A 26,965-nucleotide genomic window follows, 5' to 3' on the forward strand; every position below is an offset into this window, starting at 1 on the left:
TGAAATCTTGCCTTGTTTTCCTGCGAGCCTGTTATCTCACAGAAGCGGCCGAGGCGCAGCCGCTCTTGTCACACCCGATGAGGATGGCAGAGGGGCTCTCTGCCTGTAAAAGAGGGGGCCATGCCCCCTCGAATCAACGGGTTATCGCGCTTGCTTAGCCGTGGGTATGGTCGCCACCGATGGCCTGGTGCTGCTCCTTCATGGCGCGGATGCGGCTGGCCAGGGTGTAGAGACGGATGAAGCCTTCAGCATGGCTCTGGTCGTACACCTCGTCGGCGCCGAAGGTGGCGAAGTCTTCGGAGTAGAGGCTGTTCGGCGACTTCTTCTGCACCGCGGTGACCTGACCCTTGTACATCTTCAGGATCACTTCGCCGTCCAGATCCTCGGCGATGGCGTTGGCGGAGGCGACAATGGCCTTGCACAGCGGGGTAAACCAGCGACCGTCATACACCAGGTGGGAGAACTCGGCACCCAGCTTCTCGCGCCAGGCGCGGGTCGGTCTGTCCAGCACCAGCTCTTCCACGGCGCGCAGTGCGGCAACCATCACGGTGCCACCCGGGGTCTCGTAGCAGCCGCGGGACTTCATGCCTACCATCCGGTTCTCGGTGATGTCGATGCGGCCCACGCCGTGCTTGCCGGCACGCTCGTTCAGGGTGGTCAGGATCTGGTGCGGGCTGAGCGGCTGATCGTCAACGGCGACCACTTCGCCCTTGGCCACGGTCAGCTTGACGTATTCCGGCTCGTTCGGTGCCTGCTCGGCGGAAACGGTCCACTGCCACACGGCTTCGGACGGCTCGTTCCAGGTGCTCTCCAGCTCGCCACCCTCGGTGGAGATGTGCCAGGCGTTGGCGTCGCGGCTGTAGATCTTCTTCAGGGTCGCCTTGCAGGGGATGTTGCGGGCTTCCAGATAGGCCAGCAGATCTTCCCGGGAGCGCATGTCCCAGATCCGCCAGGGGGCGATGACTTTCAGCTGGGGGGCCAGCGCGGCCACCGCGCCTTCGAAACGCACCTGATCGTTGCCCTTGCCGGTGCAGCCGTGGGAGATGGCATCGGCGCCTTCCGCCAGCGCCGCCTCGACCATCGCCTTGGCGATCACCGGACGGGCCATGGAGGTCCCCAGCAGGTAGGTGCCTTCATAGACGGCGCCGGTCTTCAGGGTCGGGTAGACGTACTCTTTGACGAACTCTTCCCGCAGATCCTTGACGATGCACTTGACCGCGCCGGAGGCGATGGCCTTCTGCTCGATCCCTTCCAGATCGTCACGCTCCTGGCCCACATCGGCGACGAAGGCGATGATCTCTGCGTCATAGTGCTCCTTCAGCCAGGGAATGATGGCCGAGGTATCCAGTCCGCCCGAATAAGCCAGTACGATCTTGTTGATTCCGCTCATTTACTTCTCTCCGTGATGATTCGATAAAAGGTTGTGATTCTGGGTCGGTTGCCGCGTTACTTGTGCCCGAGCAGGGTCAGCAGCACGGCATTCTGGATATGCATCCGGTTTTCTGCCTCATCCATGATGAGGGAGGCTGGGCCGTCCATGACCTCCGAGGTGATCTCCAGTTCCCGGTGCGCCGGCTGGCAATGCAGCACGTGCTGGATGCCGGTGCGGTCGAGCAGGGCCTGGTTGATCTGGTAAGGCATAAAGATATCTTTTACCTGCTCCATTGGTGTGTTGTCACCCATTGAAACCCAGGTATCGGTATACACCACGTCAAACCCTTCGATGTCCGCCACGTCGTCGCTGATGTGGATGGTGGCGCCGGATTGAGCCGCCAGCGCCTGGGCCTGCAGGAAGATCTGGGTGTCAGGGCCGTGGCCTTTCGGGCAGATCAGAGTCACGTCGGTGCCAAGCGTCGCCCCCAAGAGCAGCAATGAGTGGCTGACGTTGTTGCCATCACCCAGATACGCCAGCTTCACCTTGGACAGATCCGCGTAGTGCTCGCTGATGGTCATGAAGTCCGCCAGCCCCTGGCAGGGGTGGTAGAGGTTGCACAGGCTGTTCACCACGGGCACGGTGCCGTGTTCGGCCAGCTCGACCAGGGTCTGGTGGTCGAACACCCGGGCGACGATGGCGTCGCACCAGCGGGACAGGTTGCTGGCGAAGTCCTTCACCGATTCCCGCTTGCCGAGCGCCCCGTTCTGCTGATCCAGATAGACGCTGTGGCCGCCCAGTTTGGCGATGCCGATGTCGAAGGTGACCCGGGTGCGCAGGGAGGGTTTCTCGAACAGGGTGACCACACTCTTGCCCGCCAGGGCCTGGCTGTATTTCTTCGGATCGGCCTTGACCGATTTGCCCAGGGCGATCAGCGCCTCGATCTGGGCCTTGCTCAAGTCGCTGTCTTTCAGAAGATGTTGCATCGGATGTTCCTTGTTCCGGTGGAGATCAGAGAGAAACCTGGGTGCCAACCGCACCGCCGGCCAGCAGCTTGAGCAGTTGATCCGGGTAGCGCCAGCTGGCGACACAGACAGGCTTGCCCAGGGTCTCGGCGGCATGCAGGGCCGCCTTCACCTTGACCGCCATGCCATCGCTGATCACGCCCTTCTCCATCAGATCCAGGGCGGTCTGCTTGTCCAGCTGCGGTACCAGCTTGCCCTTGCCATCCAGGATGCCGCTCACATCGGACAGCATCACCAGATCCGCGCCCAGCGCCTCGGCGATGGCGGTGGCCGCCTGATCCGCGTTGACGTTCATCAGCTGACCCTCGGCAGTAATACCGATGGAGCTCACCACAGGCAGCAGGCCCTGGCCCAGGATGCCGGCCACCAGCGCCGGGTTGCCCGGCTTGCAGTCACCGACCGCGCCGAGATCCGGATCGAGCTGGGTCACCTGGCACAGACCGCCGTCGGCGAGGCAGAGCCCCACCGCCGGAATGCCGGTGGCGATGGCCTTGGCCATCATCATCTTGTTCGCGGTCCCCGCCAGGGCACCGGCAATCACGGGGATCTGCTCGAACGGGGTCACCCGCAGGCCGTGCTTCTTGGTGGAGGTCATCCCCAGCCCCTTGAGCAGGTCATCCACCAGGCAGCCACCGCCGTGCACCAGCACCAGGGGACGGTGTTGTTCGTCCAGGAAGGTTTTCAGGGTGGCGAACAGGGCGGTCAGGGCCTCGTCGTTCTCGATCAGGGCACCACCCAACTTGATTACCAGCGTCTGCTTTTCCATCTTCTCGATCCTTTCCTAAAGCGTTAAATCAGGCCGGTGGCCGGTTCAAAACCAAATTTGATATTTATGCACTGCATCGCCTGGGAGGCCGCGCCCTTGAGCAGGTTGTCGATGGCGGAGACCACCACCAGCATGTTGCCCTGCTGCTGCCAGGCAAGGTCGCAGTAAGGGGTGTTCGCCACGCCGCGGATGGAGGGCATCTGGCCGGTGAGGCGCACCAGGGGCTTGCCTTCGTAGGCCTTGAGATAGGCCTGGTCTACCTGGGTCTGCGTCACGCCGTCCACCAGCTGCACATAGATGGTGGCCAGGATGCCCCGCACATAGTTGCCAAGGTGGGGCTGGAACAGCACCTGCTTGCCGAGGTGGTGGCTGATCTCCGGCTGGTGTCTGTGATTGAAGGTGCCGTAGGGGCTCAGGCTCACCTCGCAGAAGCTGGTATTGATGGCCGCCTTGCGGCCGGCGCCGGAAACACCGGACACCGCGTTGATGATGGGCTGCCACCCTTCGGCAATCAGGCCTGCCTGCTGCAGCGGCTTGAGGGCGCACAGGGAGGCGGTCGGGTAGCATCCCGGCACCGCGATCAGCTGGGCGGCCTGGATGGCCTCGGCGTTCCATTCGGCCAGGCCGTAGGCGGCCTGCTCCAGCCACTGCTCGCTGTCGTGGGTGAAGCCGTAGAAGGAGGAGTAGAACCCTTGATCCTTGACCCGGAAGGCACCGGAGAGATCGAACACCGGCAGCCCCTTGGCCAGGAACTTGGGCGCGAGCTCGGCACTCACCTCATGGGCGGTGGCCAGCAGCACCAGGTCGGCCTGGGTCAGGATCCGGGTCATGCCGTCTTCGTCCAGGGGCAGCAGCGGCTGATCCAGCTCACCAACCCACTGGGGATGCAGGGAAGAGAAACGCTTGTGGGCGTCCTGGCTGCCGGCGGAGACATAGAGGCCGAACAGCTTGAGTTGTGGATGGTTCTGGACCAGTGCGGCCAGTTCGGCCCCCGCGTAGCCACTGGCACCGACGATAACGGTATTGAGCATGTTTGAGTATTCCAAGTCTGGGTTCGAAATTCGCAGCATGGTGCCGCGGTGCAAGGGGTCGGCTATCGCCCCTTCGATGCAACGAGTGCGGAGGGGCAATTCAGGCGGATATGCGTCGTCGGTTACAGATCAGGTGACAGAACATTAACTTTCCCTTACAACTAGAGGCCTTGTCGATGAGCACTCGAACAGAATATTCATGCACTCACTTTGCATTTGTATTTTCTAACAGAAAGATTCCGGGGACGCAAGGAGGAGCTGATGGCCAATCTGGATTTTTTTTCACTTTATAAGAATATTATTGCGATTCCCTCGATCAGCAGCACGGATCCCCGCTGGGATCAGAGCAACGAGGCGGTGATCCGGCTGCTGGCCGACTGGTTCGGCCAGCTGGGCTTCCACTGCGAGGTGACGGCGCTGCCGGATCTGCCGGGCAAGTTCAACCTGGTGGCGACCCATGGCCAGGGCGAGGGTGGCCTGCTGCTGGCGGGCCACACCGATACGGTGCCGTTCGATGAGGGAGCCTGGAACAAGGATCCCTTCAAGGTGACCGAGGAGGGGGATCGCCTCTACGGCCTCGGCACCATCGACATGAAGGGCTTCTTCGCCTTCATCGTGGAGGCGCTCAAAGAGATCGATCTCACCACTCTCAACAAGCCGCTGCGGATCCTGGCGACCGCCGACGAGGAGACCACCATGGCCGGGGCCCGCGCCATCGCGGCCGCCGCCGAGCTCAAGCCCGACTACGCGGTGATCGGCGAACCCACCGGGCTGGTGCCCGTGGTAGCCCACAAGGGGCACATGTCGGAGGCCATCCGCATTACGGGCCGAAGCGGCCACAGCTCGGATCCCGCCAACGGCGTCAACGCCATGGAGATCATGCACAAGGCCATGGGCCAGGTGCTCAAGCTCCAGCAGGATCTAAAAGACAAGTACGCGGATCACAGATTCGCCGTGCCCCAGCCCACCCTGAACCTCGGCTACATCCAGGGGGGCGACAGCCCGAACCGCATCTGCGGCTGCTGCGAGCTGCACATCGACATGAGACCCACTCCCCAGGTAGGGCCGGACGAGTTGATGGGCATGCTCAAAGAAGCGCTCTCCCCCATCGAGATCCACCAGCCCGGCTGCCTGCACCTGCAGCACCTGCACGAGCCCATCCCGGCCTATGCCTGTGCGGACGACTCGGATCTGGTGCGCGAGGCCGAGAAGGCGAGCGGCCAGGCCGCACAATCCGTGAACTATTGCACCGAGGCCCCCTTTATCCAGCAGTTGGGATGCCAGACAATCGTGCTGGGTCCTGGCCACATCGCCCAGGCCCACCAGCCCGATGAATACCTGGATCTGTCGTTTGTCAAACCGACCACGGCGGTGCTGCAGCACCTGATCCGGCGCTTCTGCCTCTGACCAGAGGGAATGTAAGTAAGTTACATAACAAGCCGTCCCCGGAGAGGTGAGGGAAATACATCTTCTGAATCGGCTTGTTATTTGACCTTGCGCAGACAATCTGGGTAGATTGTCCCCCTAAGATGACGGAGCATATGTTGTAATCGCACAACAATAAGTGAGGTCGCCTCCCGTCCCCGGAAGGTCAGGAGGCACCAACAAAATAAGGATGTGGAATGAACGAAAAGTACGCCGCACTACGGGCCAACGTAGGCATGTTGGGCCAACTGCTGGGTAAATCCATCAAGGACCATCAGGGGCAACCCTTCCTCGACAAGATTGAGACCATTCGTCAACTGGCCAAGTCCTCCCGCAAGGGGAACGAGGCGGACAGAGAGCGCCTGCTCGAGACCCTGCGCACCCTCTCCGACGACGAGCTGTTGCCCGTGGCCCGCGCCTTCAGCCAGTTCCTCAACCTTGCCAACGTGGCGGAGCAGTTCCACACCATCTCCCGCCGCTGCGAAGAGCAGGTCTGCACCCCGGATCCGCTGGAGCAGATGTTCGCCAAGCTGAAGTCTTCGAACCTCTCCCAGGAAGCCATCATCCAGGCCGTGCGCGAGCTGGACATCGATCTGGTGCTGACCGCCCACCCCACCGAGGTGACCCGTCGCACCCTGATCCACAAGCACGTGCAGCTCAATGACTGCCTCGAGGCGCTGGAGCTCTCCGATCTGCTGCCCCGCGAGCGGGACAAGATCCTCAATCGCATCGAGCAACTGGTCAACCAGGCCTGGCACACCAACGAGATCCGTGAACAGCGTCCGACCCCGGTGGACGAGGCCAAATGGGGCTTCGCCGTGGTGGAAAACAGCCTGTGGCCGGCCATCCCCGAATTTATGCGCAACCTGGACGAGCGTCTGCAACACCATCTGGGTGTGCGCCTGCCCCTGGACGCCGCACCGGTCAAGTTCACCTCCTGGATGGGCGGTGACCGCGACGGCAACCCCTTCGTCACCGCCAAGGTGACCGCCGAGGTGCTGGAGCTGGGTCGCTGGATGGCGGTGAGCCTGTTCTACAAGGACATCAAGGAGCTCACCTCCGAGCTCTCCATGGCCGACTGTACCGAGGCCGTGCGCGCCCGGGTCGGCGACAATCCCGAGCCCTACCGTGCCCTGGTGCGCGAGCTGCGCGAACAGCTTCGCGAGACCCAGGAGTTCCTGACTGCCAAGGTGCAGGGCCAGGCGAGCGAGAGCCGGGATCTGGTCAAGAGCACCGCCCAGCTGCGCGAGCCGCTGGAGCTCTGCTACCACTCCCTGCACGCCTGCGGCATGGGCAACATCGCCGACGGCATGCTGCTGGACGTGCTGCGCAAGCTGGCCTGCTTCGGCATCCACCTGGTCAAGCTGGACATCCGTCAGGATGGCGAGCGCCACGGCCAGGTCTTCTCCGAGCTGACCCGCTACCTCGGCGTGGGCGACTACGCCGAATGGAGCGAGGAGGACAAGCAGGCCTTCCTGCTGCGCGAGCTGAACTCCCGCCGCCCGCTGATCCCCAATGACTGGGAGCCAAGTGCCGAGACCCGCGAGACCATCGACACCTGCCGGGTGATCGCCGGTCACGACCCCGATGCGTTCGGCATCTACATCATCTCCATGGCCGGCGCGCCGTCCGACGTGCTGGCGGTACAGCTGTTGCTGAAGGAAGCCGGCTGCAAGTTCCGCATGCCGGTCGCCCCGCTGTTCGAGACCCAGGAAGACCTGATGGCGGGCACCGCCGTGATGGAGCGCCTGCTGTCGGTGGACTGGTATCGCGGCTACATCCAGGGCCGTCAGTACGTGATGATCGGCTACTCCGACTCCGCCAAGGATGCGGGCATGATGGCCGCCGGCTGGGCCCAGTATGCCGCCATGGAGTCTCTGGTGGCGCTGGCTGAGGCCAATAATATCCGCCTCACCCTGTTCCATGGCCGTGGCGGTACCGTGGGTCGTGGTGGCGCCCCTGCCCATCAGGCGATCCTGTCCCAACCGCCGGGATCCCTGCGCGGCGGTCTGCGGGTCACCGAACAAGGGGAGATGATCCGCTTCAAGTTCGGCCTGCCGAAAGTGGCCATCCAGAGCCTGAACCTCTACACCAGCGCCGTGCTGGAGGGGAACCTGCTGCCGCCACCCAAGCCGAAGGAGAGCTGGCGCGCCGTGATGGAGCAGCTGGCCGCCGTCTCCTGCGATCACTATCGCAGCATAGTGCGCGGTCACCCGGACTTCGTGCCCTACTTCCGCGCCGCCACCCCGGAGATGGAGCTGGGCAAGCTGCCGCTCGGCTCCCGTCCCGCCAAGCGCAAGCCCAACGGCGGCGTCGAGAGCCTGCGCGCCATTCCGTGGATCTTCGCCTGGACCCAGAACCGGCTGATGCTGCCGGCCTGGCTCGGCGCCCATAAGGGGCTGCAGCAAGCCATCGATGACGGCCAGAAGGCGGTGCTGGACGAGATGAGCCGCCAGTGGCCCTTCTTCCGCACCCGTCTGGAGATGCTGGAGATGGTGTTCCTCAAGGCCGACCTCTGGCTCGCCGAGTACTACGACACCCGTCTGGTACCGGAAGAGCTGTGGGGCCTGGGCAAGCAGCTGCGTCAGGAGCTTTCCGACTCCATCCAGGTGGTGCTGAAACTGCGCCCGCAGGGCGACCTGCTGGACGATCAGCCCTGGATCAAGGAGTCCATCAAGCTGCGCAACCCCTACACAGACCCGCTCAACGTGCTGCAGGCCGAGCTGCTCAACCGCTCGCGCAACCACCCGGAGACCCTGCACCCCGAACTGGATCAGGCCCTGATGGTCACCATCGCCGGCATCGCGGCAGGCATGCGCAACACAGGCTGACAGGCGGGCTATCCAGCCTCCTTCCAGCCAAAGGGCGCCCGCAAGGCGCCCTTTTTATGTCTGTCATGCAGTGCCCTTGCCCGTCCGGGGCGCGACCAGGGCGCGATATCGCCCCCTCACATCCCCCGAGAAGGTGATCACCAGATCGCAAAAAGAATTCAATTGAAAACCAAAATAATATCGCCATGTCGCAGTGATATTCAGTCTCGAATTAAGCCTTGTCAGCCTTCTTCGGGCTGGGATACTCTCGTCACTTGGCAGGGGCGATGATGAGAACTTTGCATGTTGAAGTCTGTTGCTGGCAATCAACGCATTTATTTGGGCAGTTTTATTTCATTGCTTTTATTCTTGCTTGCCGGCCATTATTCCACCCTGGCGTTTCAGAAAAACAAGCAACTGGCGTTCTCAAAAAACATATTAATAAAATCGGATGAGGTCACGTTACAACTTGCAACCTCATTGCGTGACGTCAACCAGGCCGGCCTCATTGAATGCGACAAACCCTCCATAGATAAAATCAGAATCATCGCCTCCAATTATCCTTACGTTGATGATATCGGCCTCGCTGAGGGTGACAAGCTGCTCTGTACCGCCAACTGGGGGATCCTGGAGAAACAATCTCGGCTTCCCCGCCATGACTTCATCACGGCCTCCGGATTCGAAGTCTATCTCAAGCCTCGCGATCTCTTCCCCTCCCGGCTCATCAGAAATATGACTCGCCTCGGCAACGTCGTGGCATTTTCCTCCCGTCTGAGAGCGGAACAGATATACAAGGACACCGCGGATTTTTCATATGAGCTCGTCACCAGGAACGGGGAGCACAAGTTCGTCTCGTCGGCAGGCTCCCCCGCTGCAAGCACTCCTCTTTCAACCTTGTCGACCCGGCTGTGCAGCGACGCCTTCGACTACTGCATCGTGACCTACAATGACAGGGCAGGCATACTCGCCTATCACCCGCTGCTGATCACCTTGTATTGCATCATCGCAATCTGTTTCGGCGGGCTCATCGCCTTCTCGGTTACCAGCTATCAAGAGGAGAAGCGATCTCTCGAGTTTCGTTTGATACGTGCGATAAAAAGAGAAGAGCTCTACCTTGAATATCAACCCGTGGTGCATGCCGTGCAGCATCATATTGTCGGAGTGGAAGCGCTGCTGCGCTGGAAGGATGAGTTATATGGACAGGTCTCCCCCGAGCTGTTCATTCCCATCGCCACCAAGCTCGCGCTATATAAAAACATATCCTTCTTTATTGCACATCGTGCCCTGGATGATTTGCAGCACCTGCTCAAGCAAGATAACAGCCTGATGATTTCATTGAATGTCAGCAACTATGAAATCAACAAACCGGAATATCTAGACTACCTGCACAAGCAAGTCATCCTGCACGATATAAAGCCTCATCAGATCAAGCTTGAAATAACAGAGAGGATCAACGAGTACCATCAAAAAATATCGGCGTTCGCCGCCGACGCGCGCAAGAAGGGATTCAAGGTATCACTGGATGACTTTGGTACGGGCGCATCCAACATTGTCTGGCTGACATCCATCGATTTCGACGAGATAAAACTGGACAAGATATTTATCCATGGCCTGCATGAAGAGCTGAAGAGGGATCTCTTCATCTCCATGCTCAACGGCATCGCCAAGCTGAACAAGCAGCTCGTCTTCGAGGGGGTGGAGAGCCCGCACGAACTGAGATTGATCGAGTCGTTCGACAAGCACGCCTTCATCCAGGGCTGGCTGTTCTACAAGGCCCTGCCGGCCGCGAGGCTGACCCACATCATCACAGAGAAAAGAGCGTCCTCCCCGACCGCCCTTGCTGCCGCATCGGATAGCACGCACCACGGGGCTGCAACAGGTTAGGGCTCGAGCTCATCGAGCTAGCCGCCCCTCAAACCAGGGGCGCCTTGATGGCGCCCTTCTTGTATCCAGTGTCCCAACCGCCTAGGCAACCCGGTTGCGCCCCCGGCGCTTGGCCTCGTAGAGGCGCTGGTCCACGCACTGCAGCCAGTCATCCATGCGACGATAGCCCATCTGATAGGAGGTGAGCCCCACGCTGATGGTGACGGTGATCGCCTGCTGCTGGTAGACGAAGTGGTGACGCTCCACCAGCTGGCGGGTACGTTCCATGATGACATGGGCCTCCTCCAGGCCCACCCCCCGTAGCAACATGATGAACTCCTCCCCGCCAAAGCGTGCCACCAGATCCTTGCTGCGCACCGCCTGCATCAGCAGGCTGGCCAGCTCTTCCAGCACCGCATCCCCGGCGAGGTGACCATGCTCGTCGTTGATCTGCTTGAAGAAGTCGATGTCTATCAGCGCCAGACAGCAGGCCTCTCCCCCGGCGGGATGGCGCTGAATGTGCTCCAGCACCACGTTGGCCTGGCTGAAGAAGCTGCTGCGGTTGGGCAGCTTGGTAAGAAAGTCGTGCTCGGCGTTGAAGCGCAGTACCCGCTCCATGCGACTGCGTTCATCCTCCAGGTTGCGGGCATGGATCAGGGTCCCCAGTGCCGTGGTCAGCGGCTCGAGCAGGGCCACCAACGCATCGTCGAAGCCACCGGGACGGTTGGCCAGGGCTATCATGCCGATGGCCTCCCCCTTGTGGCGGATGGGAATGCCGAGGAAGCTGTCCAGATGGGGATGACCGCGAGGGGAGACACCGCGGCTCGCCGGGTGGCTCGGCAGATCGTTGCAGCACACCAGGATATTGTGGGTGACCACGTGACCGAACAGGTTGTCGAGCTTGCTGAAGATGAGGCCGCCCCGGTTCTGGCGCTGCTGTTCGTACCAGGCATGGGTCTGCTCGTCCCAGGAGACGTTGGAGATGGAGGGAACGTAGAGACTGGGGTTCCCCTCCTCGTACTGAAGGATGCCGATGAAGCCATAGGTGCTCTGGCTGACGCTCAGCAGCCGCTCAAAGACGGTGTCGCAGGCGGATGCGAGGTTGCGGTCGAGCAGAAAGCTCTGGTGGGCGGCCACGACGATGTCGAACAGCCGGCTCTGCAACTCGACCCGCTGCTTGGCCAGTACCCCGGAGGTGATGTCGTGAGCCAGCTTGATCACCCCGAGCAGGGTTCCCTTCTCGTCAGTGATGGGCATATAGGTCGCATGGATCCAGAGCGTGCCACCCTCTCGCGTGATCCGGCGAAATTCCCCCGAGTGGATTTCACCGTTCAGCACCCTCTGCCAGAAGAGGGCATGCTCGACGTGCTGCTCCCGTGGCAACAACAGCAGGTGGGATTGACCGACCAGCGCCTCGGGTTCGTACCCGAGCATGTTGCAGAAGAGTGGATTGACCGACACGATATGCGCATCGAGATCGAACTCGACCATACCGTAGGCCCGCTCCAGCGCCGTCTGCCTGGCCAGGGATTCATAACGATCGAACGCCTCGATGTTTCGAGGATGAATTGCTGGGGTATTCATGGCTACGATTCCTTTCGCTCGCCGACGCCCCCCGCTGAAATGCGGGAACAAGAGTTCAGAGCATAGGCTCCAGCCTCCGGTTACGCGAACACCGGACCCGTTAGATACTGTCCGGGGCTTGCCACATCCGGCGCCCGGGCGCAGACTGTCTGGCCTTGCCCTGGCTCGAGGAGACCCCATGACACCCGCCATCAACCTGCTGAAGAAGCTGAAGATCCCCCACAAGCTCTATCCCTACGAATGCGAGGCCCACGACGATTTTGGCAAGCATGCCGCGACCCAGCTCGGCCTGCCCGAGGAACGCGTGTTCAAGACGCTGCTCGCCCATCACGACAAGCAGGCGGTGGTCGCCATAGTCCCCTCATCGGGCATGTGCAGCCTCAAACAACTCGCCAAGGCGACCGGGCTCAAGAAGGTGGAGATGATGAAGCCCCTCGACGCCGAGAAGCTGACCGGCTACAAGGTGGGCGGCATCAGTCCCCTGGCCCAGAAGAAGCCGTTGCCCACCGTGCTTGACGACTCCGCCATGGCCTTCGACGAGATCCTGGTCAGCGGTGGCAAGCGCGGCCTCTCGGTCGGGGTGGCGCCGGCAGACATGGTGCGCCTGATGAACTGGATTGCCGCCCCCATCGGCGATCACCACGACTGATCAGAACGAAGGGGCTCCGACATCGGAGCCCCTTCGCGGGTGACCAGAACACGGCGGGCGATAGAGTCCGCCTCCCCCCTTCCCTATGACTCTGCCAGACGGCAGATGGCGGTCAGCTCGGAGAGGCGCAGCCGCTGGCGCCCTGCCGCATCGAAGTTGCCCTCGTCCAGCCAGCGCGCGAAGCACGCCTTCAGGGCGGGCCACTCGCCGTCGATGACGGAGAACCAGGCCGTGTCCCGGCTGTGCCCCTTGTCCACCCTGGCCTGACGGAAGGTCCCCTCATAATGGAAGCCGAGGCGCAGCGCCGCCTGCCAGGAGGGGCGGTTCAGCGCATTGCATTTCCACTCGTAGCGGCGATAACCCAGGGCAAAGGCATTGTCCATCATCAGTGCCATGGCCGCCGTCGCCAGCCGCGACTGCTGCAAGGCTGGCGAGAAGTGCAGCCAGCCCACTTCCATGCTGCCTGCCCGGGGGTCGATGCGCAGGTAGCTGGCAAGCCCCAGCGCCTTGCCGCTCGCCTCGTCCACGATGGCGTAGAACTGGGGATCTGCATTCAGGCTGATCCCACGCAGCCACTCCCCCATGGCCGCCTCGTCCGCGAAGGGGCCGCTGGTGAGATAGGTCCACATGGCCCCGTTGTCGGCGTCGAAGGCCTGCCACAGATCGGTACTGTGGCGCTCGGGATCGAGCGGCGCCAGGAGGCAGCCCCAGCCGCTCAGCTCCCGGTGAGGGGGAAATTCGGCGCCGCGCCACTCGGGCAGCGCCTGGCCCAGAGGCTGACCAAAGCGGTTGGTGAAGGGGGCCTCTTGCTTTGTCTGGCTATCAGCAGGCACAGGTGATCCCCCCTTCCAGCAGCACACCGGGTTCGCTGCCGGTGGCGACCGCAAAACCGTCCTGGCGCCACCAGTGCAGGCCTCCTATCAGCTCCTTGACCTCGAAACCGAGCGCTGCCAGCTTGTAGGCACCCTGGGTCGAGCCGTTGCAGCCGATGCCGTCGCAATAACAGACATAGACCTTGTCCCGGGCCAGCCGCGCCGTTGTCTCCGGATTCATGGTGCGATGGGGGAAGGAGACGGCACCCGGAATGTGCCCCTCGGCGTAATGCTCGGGGGAGCGGGTGTCGATGATCACTATGCCCGCCTCCCCGGCCAGCAGATCCGCAGCCAGATCCGCCGGATCGGTACGAAACTTCAGCTGGGCTTCGAAGAAGGCACTGGCTTCCACGGGGCTCGCCACCCCGGTACGCAATACATGACTCATCCTGAACACTCCTTGTGATTAGACGACTATCTCTGTGGTGACGACGGTGTTGACCGAATTGGCGATGAAGCACTCCTCATGGGCCTGGTGGTGCAGCTGCGCCAGCTCGTCATAGGTTGGCTCGCGCTCGCCCCCGAAGACGACCCTGGGGCGCAGGGTGACTGCGGTCATGGCGAGGCGCCCCAGTCCGTTCTTCGCCATGATGCCGACGGCCTCGTCCCGGTAGCGTTCCACCAGATAGCCCGCCTTCGCCGCCAGCCAGAGGAAAGTGAGCATGTGGCAACTGGAGAGGGCGGCCACGAAGGCTTCCTCCGGATCCACATTCTCGGCCACCGAATAAGGCAGCGGCACCACATGGGGTGAGGAGGAGGCCGGCACCCTGACCCCGCCATCGAACGCCCACTCGTGGGCCCGGCTGTAGCGCTGATCGACGAAGGGCTCGTGGGCCCCCCGCTGCCAACTGATGGTGGCGTTGTATTCCGACATGCAGACTCCTTCTGTTGCCAATCCAGTTGCCAATCGTGACGCCAATGGGCTGGCGTCACTGCCTGTCCAACAATGTAGCGATAAAATGGCCTTGCCACGCCGACCAATTTTGCCAATATGAGCAGACCACTTTCCCCAGAGAGAGCCAGCCATGACGGTCCTGCCCACACTCTTTGCCAGCCAGGCGCAGCACGATCTGCCGCTCCATGAGCAGCTGGTACGCACCCTGCGGGCAGCTATTCTGGCGGGTCACCTGCCCCTGCACAGTCGCCTGCCCGCCAGTCGCCCCCTGGCACGGGATCTCGGCGTTTCCCGCAGCACGGTGGAGCTGGCCTATGGCCGGCTCGAAGCGGAGGGATACCTGGTGCGCAAGATGGGGGCCGGCAGCTTCGTCGCCCTGGCGGCGGTACGCCCGGCGCCGCGCCAGGCCCAGTCGGCGGCGGGCCTCTCCCGCCGTGGTCAGGAGATGGCCGACGGGGGGGCCTGCCACGACGTGCCCGAAGTGGGGGCCTCTTTTGCCTCCAGCCAGCCGGATCCCCGCCTCTTCCCCCAGGCGCTTTGGGGGCGACTGATGCAGCAGCAGTGGCGCCAGCGCGCCGGCGACTGGATGAACTACGGGGATCCCCAGGGGCTGGGGGAGTTGCGGGCCGCCATCAGCAGCTATCTGGTGCAGTCCCGTGGCGTGGTGTGCGAGCCGGATCAGATCCTGATCCTCACCAGCTCCCAGCAGGGCATACTGCTCGCAACCCAGCTGCTCATCGATGCCGGGGACACCGTCTGGGTGGAGGATCCCGGCTATCCGGGGGCCCGCACCGCCATGGAGAGTGCGGGGGCCCGTGTGCACCCGGTGCCGGTGGACGAGGAGGGTCTCCAGCCGGCAGGGGCGCACCCCAGGCCCAGGCTCATCTACTGCACACCGGCCCACCAGTATCCCCTCGGCGTGCCCATGAGCCTGAGCCGGCGCATGGCGCTGCTGGCCGAGGCCGAGCGGCACGGCGCCTGGATCCTGGAGGATGACTACGACGGGGAGTACCAGTACGACCAGCGCCCGCTGCCCGCCCTGCAGGGGCTGGACGGCCAGGGGCGCGTCCTCTACGTGGGCACCTTCAGCAAGGTGCTGTTCGGCTCGCTGCGCCTCGCCTACCTGGTGCTGCCGCGGCCGCTGATGGCCGCCTTCAGCCGGGCCCGGGCCGCGGTCGATGGCCACAGCAACCAGTTCCAGCAGGCGGTCACGGCCGACTTCATCCGGGGCGGCCACTTCGCCACCCACCTGCGCCAGAGTCGCCTCGTCTACCAGAGTCGGCGGGATCTGCTGCTGGCGGAGCTGGCCGAGCACTGCCCCGCCCTCACCCCCATCCACAGCGGCGCCGGTCTGCAGTGCGCCGTGCAGCTGCCCCCCGGCGGGGAGGCGCGCTGGACAGCGATCGCCAACGCCCGGGGGCTGGGGCTGCGTCCCCTGCACCAGTTCCACCTCGCCGTCCCCGAGCGGGAGGGCTGGCTGCTCGGCTTTGCCAGCCTCGACAACCAGACCCTGCGCCAGCTCTGCCGTCGCCTGGGACAATTGATGCGCACCGTCTGACCGGCACGCCGACAGGTCAGAGGTGCCAGGGCCTGATAGCGCTGGGTCCACGGGGGGACGCGCACTATACTGGGCGCAACCACGCTGCAGAACAGGGCCCAGATGCACCGACTCCTCTTTCTCCTCCTCGCGCTTATCCTCCCGTCCTCCCCGATGGCGGCCACCCGATTCACACTGATCGGCCCGGAAAGCAGTGAAGACGCCCGCATGGACTACTACCGTGCGGCGATGCGACTGGCGCTGGAGAAGACCCGCCCCGAATACGGTGACTACGAGCTGCTGGATGCGGTCAGGATGAACAAGGCCAGGATGCGGCTCGAGGTGCAAAAGCCGGGCAAGAGCGCCCTCTTCATCATCGACAACTGGCCCCAGGAGCGGCCTCATCCCGAGGTCAGCCTGCTCCCCTTCCCCATCGATCTCGGCATTCTCAGCTACCGGGTCTGCTTCGTCGGGCCGGACAGCGCGCAGGCCCTGGCCAGCGTCAGCTCTCTTGCCCAGTTGCAGGGCTTCAGCCAGGGGGTGGGCAAGGGGTGGCTGGATGCGGAGATCCTGCGCTACAACGGCTTCAGGGTGCATGAGGTGAGCAACTACGAGTCGCTGTTTCGCCTGGTAGCCCGTGGCCGGGTCGACCTCTTCTGCCGCGGGGCCAACGAGATACTGACGGAGTGGGAGCGCCACCATCCCAGCCTGCCCGAGCTGGCGGTCGATAACCATCTGGTCCTCTTCTACCCGCTGCTCCACGCCTTCTACAGCCATGCGAACTACGGCAAGGAGCGCGAGCGCCTGCGGCTCGGTCTGCAACTGGCCTGGGAGGACGGTTCCCTCAAGCGGCTCTGGCGCCAGCACTTCCAGCCCTCCCTGACCTTCACCCGGCTGGCGTCACGGCAGATGTTCAGCCTGGCCAATCCCCTGCTGCCCGATTCCGGGGCCGACTACAAGGCCTACCTCTATGATCCTGCCCGGGACGACTTTGGCATTGAGCGCCAGGGCAGCCAGAAGCACTGACCCTTAATCCTGTTCGCGGCAGAGGGCGAGCCAGGCCTCGGCGGTGCGGGAGAGGTAGCGATCCCTTGGCCAGATCACCCCGAGGCGCCAGCTCAGCTCCGGCACCAGGGGGCGCAGCACCAGGCCATCCGGCGTCAGTCGCCGGCAGATGGGCTCGGGCAGGAAGGCAACCCCCATGCCGCTGCGCACCATGGCGGTGAGAAAGTCCCACTGGCTGCTGCGGGCCGCCACCTGGGGCACGAACCCCGCCTCCGCACACCCCTGCTCCAGCCGCTCGCTCAGGGTGAAGGCCTGGGTGTAGAGCAGAAAAGGTTCCTCTTTCAAGTCCTCCAGCCGGATCTCCCGGCTCTCCCGCCAGCGCGGCTGATCCGGCAGCACCACCCGGATGGGGTACTGGTCCAGCACCAGGGTGCAGAGGGCCCCCTCCTCCCGGGTCGGCAGCATGGTGATGGCGAGATCCAGCTCTCCCTCCAGCACCGCCTGCTCGATGCGCCGGCCACCGTACTCGACCAGGGAGAGCTCCACCTTCGGATAGCGGCTGCGATAGGTACGGATCAGATCCGCATAGACGTGGCCCACCATGGGGGGAATGCCAAGGGCCAGCCGGCCGAAGCGCAGGCTCTGCAGATCCGCCAGCTCCGCCTCCAGCTGCTGCATCTCCGCCAGTATGGTCTGGGCCCGGTTGAACAGCACCTGGCCGCTGTCGGTCAGGGTGAAGCGGCGCCCCGATCGGCTCAGCAGGGGCTGACCCAGCTCCTCCTCCATGTTGCGGATCATCTTGCTGATGGTGGGCTGGGTGACGAACAACTTCTCGGAGGCGCGGGTGAAGCTCTTCTCCCGCACCAGCTCGACGAAGTAACGCAGGGCTCGGATATCCATGGCGATCTCTTGGCTGGCGATGAGCCTTAATCATGCCTCTTTGGCATGAATTTGATAATTTAAATTCATTTTTTGCAGGTTTCGGCCCTCTTTATACTGTGAGCAGGTTCACAGAAAGATGCCCCCCATGAAAACCCTCTGCCTTCGCTGGTTGCAAACCCCCTTCCAAATCGCCCTGCTGGCCGCCATCTGGCTGCTGGCGGACACGGCGGTGCGCACCTTCCACCTGCCCCTGCCGGCCAACCTCACCGGCATGCTGCTGCTGCTCGCCTGCATCCTGCTCGGCGTGGTGAAGGCCCGGTGGTTCAGCGCCGGCGCCCGCTGGCTGCTGGCGGAGATGCTGCTCTTCTTCGTGCCCGCCGTGGTGGCCGTGGTCAACTATCAGGATCTGCTGTTGCAGGAGGGGTGGCGCATCATGGTGGTGCTGGTCATCAGCACCGTGCTGGTGCTCGGCACCACGGCGCTGGTGGTGGACAGGGTCTATCGCCTCGAGCTGAAGCTGGCCCGCCGGAGTCGCCGCCATGTCTGACTCCCTGCTAGGCCTGCTCTGCTTCGCCCTCACCCTGCTCTTCTACTACGCCAGCAAGTGGCTCTATGGCAAGAAGCGCATCCTGCCCCTGATGCCCCTGCTGCTGGCGCCGACCCTGCTGGTGGCGGTAGTGATGCTGTTCCACATCCCTTACCAGGACTACATGGCGGAATCCCGCTGGCTGCTCTGGCTGCTGGGGCCCGCCACCGTCGCCTTCGCGGTGCCCGTCTACGAGAACCGCCAGCTGATGCGCCGCCACTGGCTCTCCCTGTCGGTGGGGGTGGTGGCGTCCGTGGTGATGGCGGTGGGCAGCACTGTGCTGCTGGCCCGCTGGCTGAACCTCTCCGAGCTGCTGCAGCGCAGCATGGCCATGCGCTCCATCACCACCCCCTTTGCGGTGGAGGCGACCCGCTCCGTGGGGGGCAACGCCGACCTCACCGCCCTGTTCGTGGTGCTGACCGGCGTCATCGGCATGGCGGTGGGGGAGAGCGTCCTGACGGTGCTCGCCATTCGCAGCCGCCTCGGCAAGGGGGCGGGGTTTGGCGCCTCGGCCCACGGGGCCGGCACCGCCCGGGCCTATCAGATGGGCAACGAGGAGGGGGTGGTCTCCAGCATGGTGATGATGATCGCCGGCATGGCCACCGTGCTGCTCGCCCCCCTCCTGGGTCGGCTGTTCTGGTAACGCCCTCCCGCCAATCATCCAACAAAAAAGAGGCGCCCCAGGGCGCCCCTTCTCCTTGCGTGGTGTCATGCAGCCTCAGAGGCTGGCGCAGATCTGCCACAGATCGTACTGGATGGCGGCCGCCGTCACCTCGCGACCCGCCCCCGGCCCCTGGATAACCAGAGGGTTGGTGCGATAGCTGTCGCTCTCGATGGCGAACACGTTGTCGCAGGGCAAGAGGTTCGCAAACGGGTGGTGAGGCTCCAGCGCCTCCAGCCCGACCCGCGCCTTGCCGTCGTGCTCGAAGCGGGCGACGTAGCGCAGCACCTTGCCGACCCGGCGCGCCCCCTCGAACGCGGTCAGGATGGGATCGTCCAGATCCTTGAGCCGGTCCATGAACTGATCCGTGCTCACCTTGCGCAGGGCCAGGGGCACCAGGTTCTCCAGCTCGATGTCGGCGGAGTCGAGCTCGAAGCCCGCCTCCCGCGCCAGAATGAGCAGCTTGCGGCGCACGTCCTGGCCGGAGAGATCCTCCCGGGGATCCGGCTCCGTCAGGCCGTGCTGCCACGCCTCGTCCACCAGCTCGGAGAAGGGACGGGTGCCGTCATACTGCTGGAACAGCCAGGAGAGGGTACCGGAGAAGATGCCGGAGACTCCCTGGATGCGGTCACCGCTCTGGCGCAGCATCTGGATGCTGGACTGGATGGGCAGCCCGGCCCCCACGGTGGCGTTGTAGCGCCACTGCACCTGATGGTCGCGGCAGGTCTGCTTGATGCGCTGGTAGAACTCGCTGTCGGCGGCACCGGCAAACTTGTTGGCGGCGATGATGTGGACGCCGAGCTGGGCGAAGTCCGGGTAATAACGGCTCACCGTCTCGCTCGCGGTCAGGTCCAGGGCGATGAGGGCGTCAAAGCCGTGCTGCTCCAGCTGGGAGAGCAGCTCGGGCCAGATGAGCGGCCTGGGATTGAAGCTGTCGCGTACCTTGAGCGGGTCCAGCCCCTCCTCGTCCAGCAACCCCCCTTCCGAGCTGAACACCCCGTAGAGGGTGAGTGCCAGATTGAGCTCGTGCTCGAGGCGCGCCTTCTCCCGGGCGTAGAGCCCCAGCCAGTGGCCGCCGATGTTACCCTTGCCGAACACCACCAGGCCGACCCGGGTCGGGCGGCTGAACAGGGCGCTGTGCAGGGCGATGAGCAGGGGCTCCAGTACCACCTGGCGCAGCACGGCCACCAGGCTCAGGCCGTCTTTGGCCACCTGGACGAACTCCAGGGGCTGATCCGCCAGCAACTGGTAGAAGCGGTGGCACTGCTCGGCGTTGTCGGTGACGCCGGCGCCCACCAGGGCGACCAGGCTGAACCCCTCCTTCTGGATGAGGCCGGTGAAGTTGCCCTGCAGCTGGAAGTCCCGCAGCACCTCGAAGGCCCCTTGTGCCACCTCCAGGGTGTAGGCGAGGCGCAGCACCCGGCGATCCGGCTGGCGCTGCAGGGTGAGCGGGTGGAGGCGATGGCGGGCCAGATGGGCCTCGATGGCCGCCACCGTCTGGTCGAAATGGGTCTGCGGCAGCACCTTCAACTCGATGAGCGCTATCTGATCCACCGAGGAGACGATGCGGGCACCGCCGGAGCGCGGGGCGCGGCGCAGAATGTGGGTGCAACCCTCGTCCGGGTTGTAGCTGCAGCGCAGGGTCAGGCGCTGGCGGCTGTCCGCCACCGGCTGCAGGGTGCGCGAATGGAGCACGGAGGAGCCGAGACGAGCCAGTTCGTTGGCTTCGGCCAGGCTCAGACGCTCCAGCAGGCGAGCCTCCTTCACCCGACGCGGGTCGGCACTGTAGACCCCGGCCACGTCGCTCCAGATGGTGGTGGACTCGCCGTCCGCCAGGGCTGCCAGCAGGCTGGCACTGTAGTCGGAGCCGTTGCGCCCGAGCAGCAGGGAGCGCCCCTCCATGTCGGCGGCGATGAAGCCGGTCACCACGATGCGACCGGGATGCTCCGCCAGGCGGGCCTTGAGCAGTTCGCTGGAAAGCGCGGTATCCACCTTGACCAGGGCGCCATCCTCGGCACGCAGGAAGCTGCGGGCATCGAGCCAGGCGGCAGGTTCGCCACGACTGGTGAGCAGGGCGGCCAGGAGGCGCGCCGACCACACTTCGCCAAAGGCGAGCAGGCCGTTGCGCTCGAAGCGGTCAAACTGCCCCTCCAGGGTCTTGGCGATGAGCTGCATGTCGTCCGCCAGTTGCTGGCTCAGGGAGAGCAACAGCTCCCCTTCCAGCAGGCCGTCGATCAGGCTCTGCTGGTAGGCGTGCAGGGCCGTGATGGCTTCCCCGGCGGCTTCGTCCCCCGCCTCGGCCAGCTCCACCAGCTGGATCAGCCGGTTGGTGGTCTTGCCAGCGGCGGAAACCACCACCAGCTCATGACCACCCGCCTGCTGCTCTATGATGGCGGCGACCCGGCGATAGCAGACCGGATCCGCCAGACTGCTGCCGCCGAACTTGTGCACATGGCGCCGCTTGAAGACTGCCTCTGTCACCACCACACACTCTCCTTGCTGTTGCTGTTCCATTACTTCACCTGTTCTGCCTGTTGTGCCAACTGCGCCTGTTCAAAACCTCTAGCCAGATCGGCCACCAGATCTTCACCGTGTTCGATGCCGACCGAGAGGCGCAGCAACTGGGCGCTGATGCCCGCCGCCTGCTGGGCCGCCGGTGTCATGGCCCTGTGGGTCATGCTGGCCGGGTGGGCCACCAGGCTCTCCACCCCGCCGAGGGACTCGGCCACCGAGAAGAAGGTAAGGCCCGCGAGGAAGGCGCGAATGCCCGACTCGTTGCAATCGAGCTCAAAACTTAGCATGGCGCCGAAGCCGGACTGTTGACGGCGCGCAATGTCGTGGCCCGGATGGCTCGGCAGGCTGGGGTGATAGATGCGCTTGACCAGCGGCTGGGTCTGCAGGAAGGCGAGGATGCGATCCGTGTTCTCCTGGTGGGCGCGCAGCCGCGGGGCCAGGGTGCGCAGGCCCCGCAGGGTGAGGTAGGAATCGAACGCACCTGAGGTCAGCCCCAGGCAGTTGGCCCACCACACCAGGGACTCGGCCAGCGCGGACTCCTTGGCGATGGCGACCCCGCCCACCACGTCGGAGTGGCCGTTGATGTACTTGGTGGTGGAGTGGACCACCACGTCCGCCCCGAGCGCCAGCGGCTGCTGCAACAGGGGGGAGAGGAAGGTGTTGTCCACCACCACCCGGGCGCCTGCCGCGTGGGACGCCTCGGCGATGGCCGCGATGTCCACCACCCGCAGCAGCGGGTTGGAGGGGGTCTCTACCCACACCAGCGCCGGTTTTTGCGAAAGTGCCTCGGCCAGCGCCACCTCGTCCCCCTGATCGACGAACTGCACCTGGTAGTGGCCCTTGGCCGCCAGGTACTCGAACAGGCGCCAGGTGCCGCCGTAGCAGTCGTGGGGAGCGATCAGCAGATCTCCCGCCTTGAGCAGGGCCGTGGTCACCAGGTGGACAGCCCCCATGCCGGTGCCGGTCACGACGGCACCGGCCCCCCCTTCCAGGGCTGCCAGAGCGTCCGCCAGGTTGGTGCGGGTCGGGTTGCCGGAGCGGGCATAGTCGTATTGACGGGGCTCGCCAAAGTCGGCGAAGGTGTAGTTGCTGGAGAGGTAGATGGGCGGCACCACGGCACCGTGCTGTGTGTCTGTCTCAATCCCGGTGCGTACCGCCAGGGTGGCCTTGTGGGTCATGTCACTCTCCTTGATGTCTCTTCGAACGCCGGTTCGCTGTTGCTGCCACGCGTCATCCCGCCATTGCAGGCTCATGGTGCACCACACTACGCCAGCTTAAAAAAGCCGTCAACACTTCCAGACGTCTAAATGGCTTTGCTGTTGGATTGCCATTGAAATCCTTAAGGGTTAAAATCCGCGCTCACGGCCAAACGAGAACAGGTGGAACATGGGTACAGAGTGGAACGGCGACTACGTCAGCCCCTATGCGGAGCACGGCAAGAAGAGCGAGCAGGTCAAGAAGATTACCGTCTCGATCCCGCTCAAGGTGCTCAAGGTGTTGACCGATGAGCGCACCCGTCGCCAGGTGAACAACCTGCGTCATGCGACCAACAGCGAGCTGCTCTGTGAGGCCTTCCTGCACGCATTTACCGGTCAGCCGCTGCCTTGCGACGACGATCTGCGCAAGGATCATCCGGACAGCGTGCCCGCCGAGGCGCGTGCCATCATGGAAGCGCTGGGCAAGGAAATCGAAGACTTCGACGCCGAGTGATCCGGCTGCCCATGGCAAACGACACTTTCCCTTCGATGACGCGGCCCGGTGCCGCGTCATCGCTATCCGCCTCCCCCTTCAGCCTGCGCCGCTACCAGCACGACACACACAGTCACAGCCATGACCATGCCCAGCTGGTGATCCCCCTGGATGGCCCCCTCGAAATCGAGGTGCAGGGCCAGGGGCGCCGCCTCGCCCCGGGGTCGGTCTGCGTCATCCCGCCTGGCCTTCGCCACGACTACGCCGCCGATCCGGCGTTCTCGTTTCTGGTGCAGGAGAGCGACTGGCTGCCCCACTCCCTCGGTGAACGTCCCTTTCTCGAGCTGGACGACACTCAACGGCATTATCTCGCCTTTCTGCACCGCATGGTGGCAGAGGGGCGCCATCTGGCCGGCATGGATCAGGTATGGCTCGGGCTGCTGGCCGAGGGGCGCGGCATGCCCGCCATCGTCCCTCGTATCGCCAGGGTACAGCGCCATATCGAGGCCCACCTCGCCCAGCACCTCACCAACGAGCGACTCGCCGCCATCGCCTGCCTCGGCCAGAGCCAATTCAAGCATGCCTTTCGCCAGCAGGTGGGCATGAGCGTCTCCCGCTACATCCTGGCGCGGCGCCTGACGCTGGCCCGCACCCTGCTGGCCCGGACCGCCCTGCCCATCGGCGAGGTGGCCAGTCGCTGCGGCTACCAGAATCAAGGGGCCTTCGCCGAGCGCTTCCTGGCCGAGACCGGCCTCACCCCCACTCTCTGGCGCCGACAAAACGGCTCCCTGCCGTAACCGAACGGCCCCTCACCGAAGACAGCGCCCTCCTTTCACGGCATGCTGGAGCCCATGCAAGCCATGGCAGAGGAGGAGCCAAGATGCAGACCATAAGCTGGCAGGATTTCGAGATGGTGGAGCTCAGGGTCGGCACCCTGGTGCGGATCGAGCCCTTCCCCGAGGCGCGCAAGCCCGCCTACAAGGTGTGGGCGGATTTTGGCCCCGAGCTCGGGGTGCGCAAGAGCAGCGCCCAGATCACCGACCTCTATCGACCGGAGGATCTGGTGGGCCGCCAGATCGTCGCCGTGGTCAACTTCCCCCCCAAGCAGATAGGGCCCATCCAGTCGGAGTTCCTGCTGACCGGCTTCTACCGCCCGGATGGCGCCGTGGTGATCGCCATCCCTGAGCAGGCGGTGGAGAACGGTGCCAGGCTGGGTTGACGCAGCAGGCCCCATGAAAAGAGAGAGGCGACCCCGGGGTCGCCTCTCTCTTTTTGCTGTTTGCGAAACGCGGTCACTTCATCAGGCTGAAGAGCAGGGCCGAGACAGCCAGGGCACCGGTCACCAGAATGAAGCCGTTCACCCAGCCGTGACGGAAGCGGGCCAGCGCCTCCACCTTGTAGATGGCCACCACCGGCATGATGAAGAGGATCATGGCGATGACAGGGCCTGAGAGGGTCTCCATCAGCCCCAGGATACCCGGGTTCATGACGGCCGCCCCCCAGATGGCGAAGAACATCAGGGCGATGCCGAGCTTGTCCGCCTTCGCCAGTGACAGGCCGGTGGGCTTGGCGAGCAGGCTTTTGAGGCTTTCGCGGGCACCCAGGAAGTGGCCGAGGAAGGAGGAGCTGATGGCGATGAAGGCGATGAGCGGCCCCAGGGTCACGATCACCGGGTTGTCGGTGATGTTGGCGAGATAGGAGAGCACGGAAACGTTCTGGGCCTTGGCCTCTGCCAGCTGGGCCGGGGAGAGGCTCAGCACGCAGGAGAAGACGAAGAAGAGCACGAAGCCCACCAGCATGACGGTGGTGTTGCGCAGGATCAGGCCGCTCTTGGCCTCCGCCTGCTCGCCGTATTCCCGACGCTGCACGTTGGCAAAGCCCGAGATGGCGGCGGCATGGCTGAAGGCGAACACGGTCACCGGCAACGCCAGCCAGACGGTGTTGAGGAAGCTGACGCTTTCAAAGGCGGTCACTTCCGGCCACTGCCACTGGGGAATGAGGTAGCAGGAGAGCGCCAGCAGGATCGCCGCCAGCGGGTAAACCATGACGGCGAAGGCCCGCAGCATCGCCTTCTCCCCGGCCAGCATCACGGCGATCATGGCGAACACCAGCACGCCGGAGAGCATCACCCGATCCGGCATGGCGGTGCCCAGCTGATTGACCATGAAGCTCTCCACCGTGTTGGTCAGCCCGACGCCATAGATGAGCAGGATCGGGAAGATGGAGAGGAAATAGAGGGCCGAGATGAGGCGACCGGCCATCTTGCCGAAGTGTTCCTCGGCCACCTCGGTGAAGTCGGCGTGGGGACGGGAAGAGGAGAGCACGAAGCGCGCCAGCCCGCGGTGGGCCAGGAAGGTCATGGGGCCGGCCAGTACGGCGACCACCATGAGGGGCCAGATCCCCCCCAGTCCCAGGTTGATGGGCAGGAACAGGATGCCGGCACCGACAGCGGTGCCGAACAGGCTGATGACCCAATGGGTGTCGTGACGGCGCCAGCTGCTGGCAGTCGGGGTGGATTGGGAGGCGGACAGCTCCCGGGAGGCTTCTGCAGATAAACTCATCGGTAAACCACTTTCACATAGTATTAAAATCTAAAAATATTGTGCTCCTTTAGAATTTAATTCTCAAAAATGGACAGTGGCAGATCTCACTGGCTGAACCGAGGTTTACCAGTGAGATTGGGCGAGAGTTGGCAGGCGCGCCATTTATTTAATCCCGCAAACATAAATAACTCAAAATATAAAACCAAATTGTCATTCATGTTTGATTTTTTATTTTGGTGAAATGAACCTTTCCAGAATTACATGAAAACATGAACCAGTTAATTCTGCATGATTGAGACGATCCACTACCACAATCCAATTAACCAGCGAATGAAACTGAAGACTCCGCAAAAAGACAGCAGAACGCACCAAGCAATCAGGCGACTCTGAAGCCGCCTGATGGTTTCATATGGTACTCACGTCAGGGCTCAGTGGGCCAGGATCCTGCCCCAGGCGAGCTCAGGATCCCCCATCACGATGAAGTCCGGGTTCTCCAGCGATTCCGTCTCGTTGTAACGCAGCGGCTGCAGCGCCAGGCTGAGGATACGGCCACCCGCCGCCTCGACGATGCACTGGGCGGCGGCGGTATCCCACTCCCCGGTGGGGCCGAGCCGCACGTAGCAGTCGGCGACCCCCTCCGCCACCAGGCAGGACTTGAGGGAGCTGGAACCCAGCGGGATCAGCTCGTAATGGATGGCAGGGTTGAGGCGACGGGTCAGGTTCTCCAGCTTCTGGCGGCGGCTGATGGCCACCACCAGGGAGTCGGGCTGATCGTGCTCATGGTGAATGGCGCTGATGGGGTGCACCTCGCCGTTCGCCTCCTTGAAGGCGCCGTGACCGCGCACCGCCCAGTAGAGCAGGTCCGACTCGGGGGCATAGATGACCCCGAGCACCGGCACATTGTCCTGCACCAGGGCGATCAGGGTGGCGAAGTCACCGCTGCCGGCGATGAACTCGCCGGTGCCGTCAAGCGGGTCCACCAGCCAGTACTGGCGCCAGTTGGCACGCTGGCTGAAGGGGATGTCGGCCGCCTCTTCCGTCAGTACGGGCACATGGGGAGTGAGCGCCGACAGCGCCCGCTTGAGGTAGGCGTCGGCAGCAAGATCGGCACTGGTGACCGGGGTCGCATCCTCCTTCAACTGGCGCTCGAACTGACCGCCGCGATAGATCTCGTGAAGGATCCGCCCCGCTTCGCGGGCGATCTCCTTGACCTCCGGTATCCAGGCCAACAACTCCTGCATATTCCTGCCCTCTGT

24 protein-coding genes are annotated in these 26,965 nt (G+C 63.7%); 11 read left to right on the forward strand and 13 right to left on the reverse strand.

What is annotated here, in order from left to right; genetic code table 11:
- Positions 1–154: 154 nt before the first annotated feature.
- From BN1136_RS00055 to argC, 4 genes are read right to left on the reverse strand one after another with little or no spacing between them, the layout of a single operon-like run.
- On the reverse strand, positions 155–1,390 hold the full coding sequence (locus BN1136_RS00055; protein WP_043763131.1) for an argininosuccinate synthase: 1,236 nt from the start codon (positions 1,388–1,390) through the stop codon (positions 155–157).
- 56 nt (positions 1,391–1,446) lie between these two features.
- Complete coding sequence (locus BN1136_RS00060) at positions 1,447–2,358, reverse strand: ornithine carbamoyltransferase (RefSeq protein ID WP_043763129.1); 912 nt, start codon at positions 2,356–2,358, stop codon at positions 1,447–1,449.
- Between the two features lie 25 nt (positions 2,359–2,383).
- A complete protein-coding gene (gene argB / locus BN1136_RS00065) occupies positions 2,384–3,163 on the reverse strand; it encodes an acetylglutamate kinase (protein WP_043763127.1) in 780 nt (259 codons plus the stop codon).
- Positions 3,164–3,186: 23 nt separating this feature from the next.
- Positions 3,187–4,194, reverse strand: coding sequence for an N-acetyl-gamma-glutamyl-phosphate reductase (gene argC, locus BN1136_RS00070; protein WP_043763125.1), 1,008 nt, complete (start codon positions 4,192–4,194; stop codon positions 3,187–3,189).
- Between the two features lie 261 nt (positions 4,195–4,455).
- On the opposite strand from argC, the gene argE reads away from it, so the two are divergent.
- From argE to BN1136_RS00085, 3 genes are all read left to right on the forward strand, one after another.
- Positions 4,456–5,601, forward strand: coding sequence for an acetylornithine deacetylase (argE, locus tag BN1136_RS00075; protein WP_043807876.1), 1,146 nt, complete (start codon positions 4,456–4,458; stop codon positions 5,599–5,601).
- Between the two features lie 215 nt (positions 5,602–5,816).
- On the forward strand, positions 5,817–8,450 hold the full coding sequence (gene ppc, locus BN1136_RS00080; RefSeq protein ID WP_043763121.1) for a phosphoenolpyruvate carboxylase: 2,634 nt from the start codon (positions 5,817–5,819) through the stop codon (positions 8,448–8,450).
- A gap of 282 nt (positions 8,451–8,732) precedes the next feature.
- Positions 8,733–10,313: an EAL domain-containing protein gene (locus tag BN1136_RS00085; protein ID WP_043763119.1), complete on the forward strand. Its 1,581-nt coding sequence runs from the start codon at positions 8,733–8,735 to the stop codon at positions 10,311–10,313.
- Between the two features lie 81 nt (positions 10,314–10,394).
- Here the strand turns inward: BN1136_RS00085 and BN1136_RS00090 are convergent, their stop codons facing one another.
- Positions 10,395–11,876 (reverse strand): sensor domain-containing diguanylate cyclase, encoded by a 1,482-nt coding sequence (locus tag BN1136_RS00090; RefSeq protein WP_043763117.1) that lies wholly within the window; start codon positions 11,874–11,876, stop codon positions 10,395–10,397.
- A 178-nt stretch (positions 11,877–12,054) separates the two neighbouring features.
- Between BN1136_RS00090 and ybaK the strand changes: the two genes are divergently transcribed.
- Positions 12,055–12,525: a Cys-tRNA(Pro) deacylase gene (gene ybaK / locus BN1136_RS00095; protein WP_043763115.1), complete on the forward strand. Its 471-nt coding sequence runs from the start codon at positions 12,055–12,057 to the stop codon at positions 12,523–12,525.
- An 83-nt stretch (positions 12,526–12,608) separates the two neighbouring features.
- On the opposite strand, the gene BN1136_RS00100 is transcribed toward ybaK, so the two are convergent.
- The 3 genes from BN1136_RS00100 to BN1136_RS00110 are packed head-to-tail and all read right to left on the reverse strand — an operon-like array spanning position 12,609 to position 14,271.
- A complete protein-coding gene (locus tag BN1136_RS00100) occupies positions 12,609–13,358 on the reverse strand; it encodes a GNAT family N-acetyltransferase (RefSeq protein WP_043763113.1) in 750 nt (249 codons plus the stop codon).
- Positions 13,348–13,785 carry a rhodanese-like domain-containing protein gene (locus tag BN1136_RS00105; protein WP_043763111.1) on the reverse strand — a complete coding sequence of 146 codons (438 nt, stop codon included), beginning with the start codon at positions 13,783–13,785 and terminating at the stop codon, positions 13,348–13,350. Before BN1136_RS00105 ends, BN1136_RS00100 begins: the two co-directional genes overlap by 11 nt.
- Before the next feature lie 18 nt (positions 13,786–13,803).
- Positions 13,804–14,271: an OsmC family protein gene (locus BN1136_RS00110; RefSeq protein ID WP_043763109.1), complete on the reverse strand. Its 468-nt coding sequence runs from the start codon at positions 14,269–14,271 to the stop codon at positions 13,804–13,806.
- Between the two features lie 151 nt (positions 14,272–14,422).
- Between BN1136_RS00110 and pdxR the strand changes: the two genes are divergently transcribed.
- Positions 14,423–15,850: a MocR-like pyridoxine biosynthesis transcription factor PdxR gene (gene pdxR, locus BN1136_RS00115; RefSeq protein WP_043763106.1), complete on the forward strand. Its 1,428-nt coding sequence runs from the start codon at positions 14,423–14,425 to the stop codon at positions 15,848–15,850.
- A 153-nt stretch (positions 15,851–16,003) separates the two neighbouring features.
- On the forward strand, positions 16,004–16,855 hold the full coding sequence (locus tag BN1136_RS00120; RefSeq protein ID WP_081843856.1) for a type 2 periplasmic-binding domain-containing protein: 852 nt from the start codon (positions 16,004–16,006) through the stop codon (positions 16,853–16,855).
- A gap of 3 nt (positions 16,856–16,858) precedes the next feature.
- On the opposite strand, the gene BN1136_RS00125 is transcribed toward BN1136_RS00120, so the two are convergent.
- Positions 16,859–17,734 (reverse strand): LysR family transcriptional regulator, encoded by an 876-nt coding sequence (locus BN1136_RS00125; RefSeq protein ID WP_043763096.1) that lies wholly within the window; start codon positions 17,732–17,734, stop codon positions 16,859–16,861.
- 127 nt (positions 17,735–17,861) lie between these two features.
- Between BN1136_RS00125 and BN1136_RS00130 the strand changes: the two genes are divergently transcribed.
- Together BN1136_RS00130 and BN1136_RS00135 are read left to right on the forward strand one after the other, a co-directional pair.
- Entirely contained in the window at positions 17,862–18,263 is a 402-nt protein-coding gene (locus tag BN1136_RS00130) for a CidA/LrgA family protein (protein WP_043763094.1), read from the forward strand.
- Positions 18,256–18,945 carry an LrgB family protein gene (locus BN1136_RS00135; RefSeq protein WP_043763091.1) on the forward strand — a complete coding sequence of 230 codons (690 nt, stop codon included), beginning with the start codon at positions 18,256–18,258 and terminating at the stop codon, positions 18,943–18,945. Before BN1136_RS00130 ends, BN1136_RS00135 begins: the two co-directional genes overlap by 8 nt.
- Positions 18,946–19,020: 75 nt before the next feature.
- Here the strand turns inward: BN1136_RS00135 and BN1136_RS00140 are convergent, their stop codons facing one another.
- Complete coding sequence (locus BN1136_RS00140; protein ID WP_043763087.1) at positions 19,021–21,477, reverse strand: bifunctional aspartate kinase/homoserine dehydrogenase II; 2,457 nt, start codon at positions 21,475–21,477, stop codon at positions 19,021–19,023.
- The gene (gene metB, locus BN1136_RS00145) at positions 21,477–22,655 is read right to left on the reverse strand and encodes a cystathionine gamma-synthase (protein WP_043763085.1); all 1,179 of its coding nucleotides are present in this window, start codon (positions 22,653–22,655) and stop codon (positions 21,477–21,479) included. Before metB ends, BN1136_RS00140 begins: the two co-directional genes overlap by 1 nt.
- Positions 22,656–22,863: 208 nt before the next feature.
- Between metB and metJ the strand changes: the two genes are divergently transcribed.
- The 3 genes from metJ to BN1136_RS00160 all read left to right on the forward strand — a co-directional run bounded on the left by metJ (position 22,864) and on the right by BN1136_RS00160 (position 24,385).
- Positions 22,864–23,187, forward strand: a complete 324-nt coding sequence (metJ, locus tag BN1136_RS00150; RefSeq protein ID WP_005327165.1) for a met regulon transcriptional regulator MetJ — start codon at positions 22,864–22,866, stop codon at positions 23,185–23,187.
- Between the two features lie 35 nt (positions 23,188–23,222).
- Positions 23,223–23,963: an AraC family transcriptional regulator gene (locus tag BN1136_RS00155; protein ID WP_043763171.1), complete on the forward strand. Its 741-nt coding sequence runs from the start codon at positions 23,223–23,225 to the stop codon at positions 23,961–23,963.
- Between the two features lie 83 nt (positions 23,964–24,046).
- Entirely contained in the window at positions 24,047–24,385 is a 339-nt protein-coding gene (locus BN1136_RS00160) for a tRNA-binding protein (protein WP_043763082.1), read from the forward strand.
- A 73-nt stretch (positions 24,386–24,458) separates the two neighbouring features.
- Here BN1136_RS00160 and BN1136_RS00165 read toward each other — a convergent pair whose 3' ends face one another.
- Both BN1136_RS00165 and cysQ read right to left on the reverse strand, forming a co-directional pair.
- Positions 24,459–25,727 (reverse strand): aromatic amino acid transport family protein, encoded by a 1,269-nt coding sequence (locus BN1136_RS00165; RefSeq protein WP_043763078.1) that lies wholly within the window; start codon positions 25,725–25,727, stop codon positions 24,459–24,461.
- Between the two features lie 410 nt (positions 25,728–26,137).
- Positions 26,138–26,950 (reverse strand): 3'(2'),5'-bisphosphate nucleotidase CysQ, encoded by an 813-nt coding sequence (gene cysQ / locus BN1136_RS00170; RefSeq protein ID WP_043763072.1) that lies wholly within the window; start codon positions 26,948–26,950, stop codon positions 26,138–26,140.
- Between the last annotated feature and the right edge of the window lie 15 nt (positions 26,951–26,965).

The sequence above is a fragment of the Aeromonas taiwanensis genome, assembly GCF_000820165.1.
In the GTDB taxonomy this organism is placed as follows: domain Bacteria; phylum Pseudomonadota; class Gammaproteobacteria; order Enterobacterales; family Aeromonadaceae; genus Aeromonas; species Aeromonas taiwanensis.

Bases quoted from the DNA above. Each gene is read 5' to 3' on its own strand.
- BN1136_RS00060 (WP_043763129.1), bottom strand. From the start codon at position 2,358: ATGCAACATCTTCTGAAAGACAGCGACTTGAGCAAGGCCCAGATCGAG.
- pdxR (WP_043763106.1), top strand. From the start codon at position 14,423: ATGACGGTCCTGCCCACACTCTTTGCCAGCCAGGCGCAGCACGATCTG.
- BN1136_RS00120 (WP_081843856.1), top strand. From the start codon at position 16,004: ATGGCGGCCACCCGATTCACACTGATCGGCCCGGAAAGCAGTGAAGAC.
- BN1136_RS00110 (WP_043763109.1), bottom strand. From the start codon at position 14,271: ATGTCGGAATACAACGCCACCATCAGTTGGCAGCGGGGGGCCCACGAG.
- argC (WP_043763125.1), bottom strand. From the start codon at position 4,194: ATGCTCAATACCGTTATCGTCGGTGCCAGTGGCTACGCGGGGGCCGAA.
- cysQ (WP_043763072.1), bottom strand. From the start codon at position 26,950: ATGCAGGAGTTGTTGGCCTGGATACCGGAGGTCAAGGAGATCGCCCGC.
- argE (WP_043807876.1), top strand. From the start codon at position 4,456: ATGGCCAATCTGGATTTTTTTTCACTTTATAAGAATATTATTGCGATT.
- ppc (WP_043763121.1), top strand. From the start codon at position 5,817: ATGAACGAAAAGTACGCCGCACTACGGGCCAACGTAGGCATGTTGGGC.
- BN1136_RS00130 (WP_043763094.1), top strand. From the start codon at position 17,862: ATGAAAACCCTCTGCCTTCGCTGGTTGCAAACCCCCTTCCAAATCGCC.
- BN1136_RS00125 (WP_043763096.1), bottom strand. From the start codon at position 17,734: ATGGATATCCGAGCCCTGCGTTACTTCGTCGAGCTGGTGCGGGAGAAG.
- BN1136_RS00090 (WP_043763117.1), bottom strand. From the start codon at position 11,876: ATGAATACCCCAGCAATTCATCCTCGAAACATCGAGGCGTTCGATCGT.
- ybaK (WP_043763115.1), top strand. From the start codon at position 12,055: ATGACACCCGCCATCAACCTGCTGAAGAAGCTGAAGATCCCCCACAAG.
- BN1136_RS00055 (WP_043763131.1), bottom strand. From the start codon at position 1,390: ATGAGCGGAATCAACAAGATCGTACTGGCTTATTCGGGCGGACTGGAT.
- BN1136_RS00160 (WP_043763082.1), top strand. From the start codon at position 24,047: ATGCAGACCATAAGCTGGCAGGATTTCGAGATGGTGGAGCTCAGGGTC.
- BN1136_RS00155 (WP_043763171.1), top strand. From the start codon at position 23,223: ATGACGCGGCCCGGTGCCGCGTCATCGCTATCCGCCTCCCCCTTCAGC.
- metB (WP_043763085.1), bottom strand. From the start codon at position 22,655: ATGACCCACAAGGCCACCCTGGCGGTACGCACCGGGATTGAGACAGAC.
- BN1136_RS00165 (WP_043763078.1), bottom strand. From the start codon at position 25,727: ATGAGTTTATCTGCAGAAGCCTCCCGGGAGCTGTCCGCCTCCCAATCC.
- argB (WP_043763127.1), bottom strand. From the start codon at position 3,163: ATGGAAAAGCAGACGCTGGTAATCAAGTTGGGTGGTGCCCTGATCGAG.
- BN1136_RS00140 (WP_043763087.1), bottom strand. From the start codon at position 21,477: ATGGAACAGCAACAGCAAGGAGAGTGTGTGGTGGTGACAGAGGCAGTC.
- BN1136_RS00105 (WP_043763111.1), bottom strand. From the start codon at position 13,785: ATGAGTCATGTATTGCGTACCGGGGTGGCGAGCCCCGTGGAAGCCAGT.
- metJ (WP_005327165.1), top strand. From the start codon at position 22,864: ATGGGTACAGAGTGGAACGGCGACTACGTCAGCCCCTATGCGGAGCAC.
- BN1136_RS00085 (WP_043763119.1), top strand. From the start codon at position 8,733: ATGTTGAAGTCTGTTGCTGGCAATCAACGCATTTATTTGGGCAGTTTT.
- BN1136_RS00135 (WP_043763091.1), top strand. From the start codon at position 18,256: ATGTCTGACTCCCTGCTAGGCCTGCTCTGCTTCGCCCTCACCCTGCTC.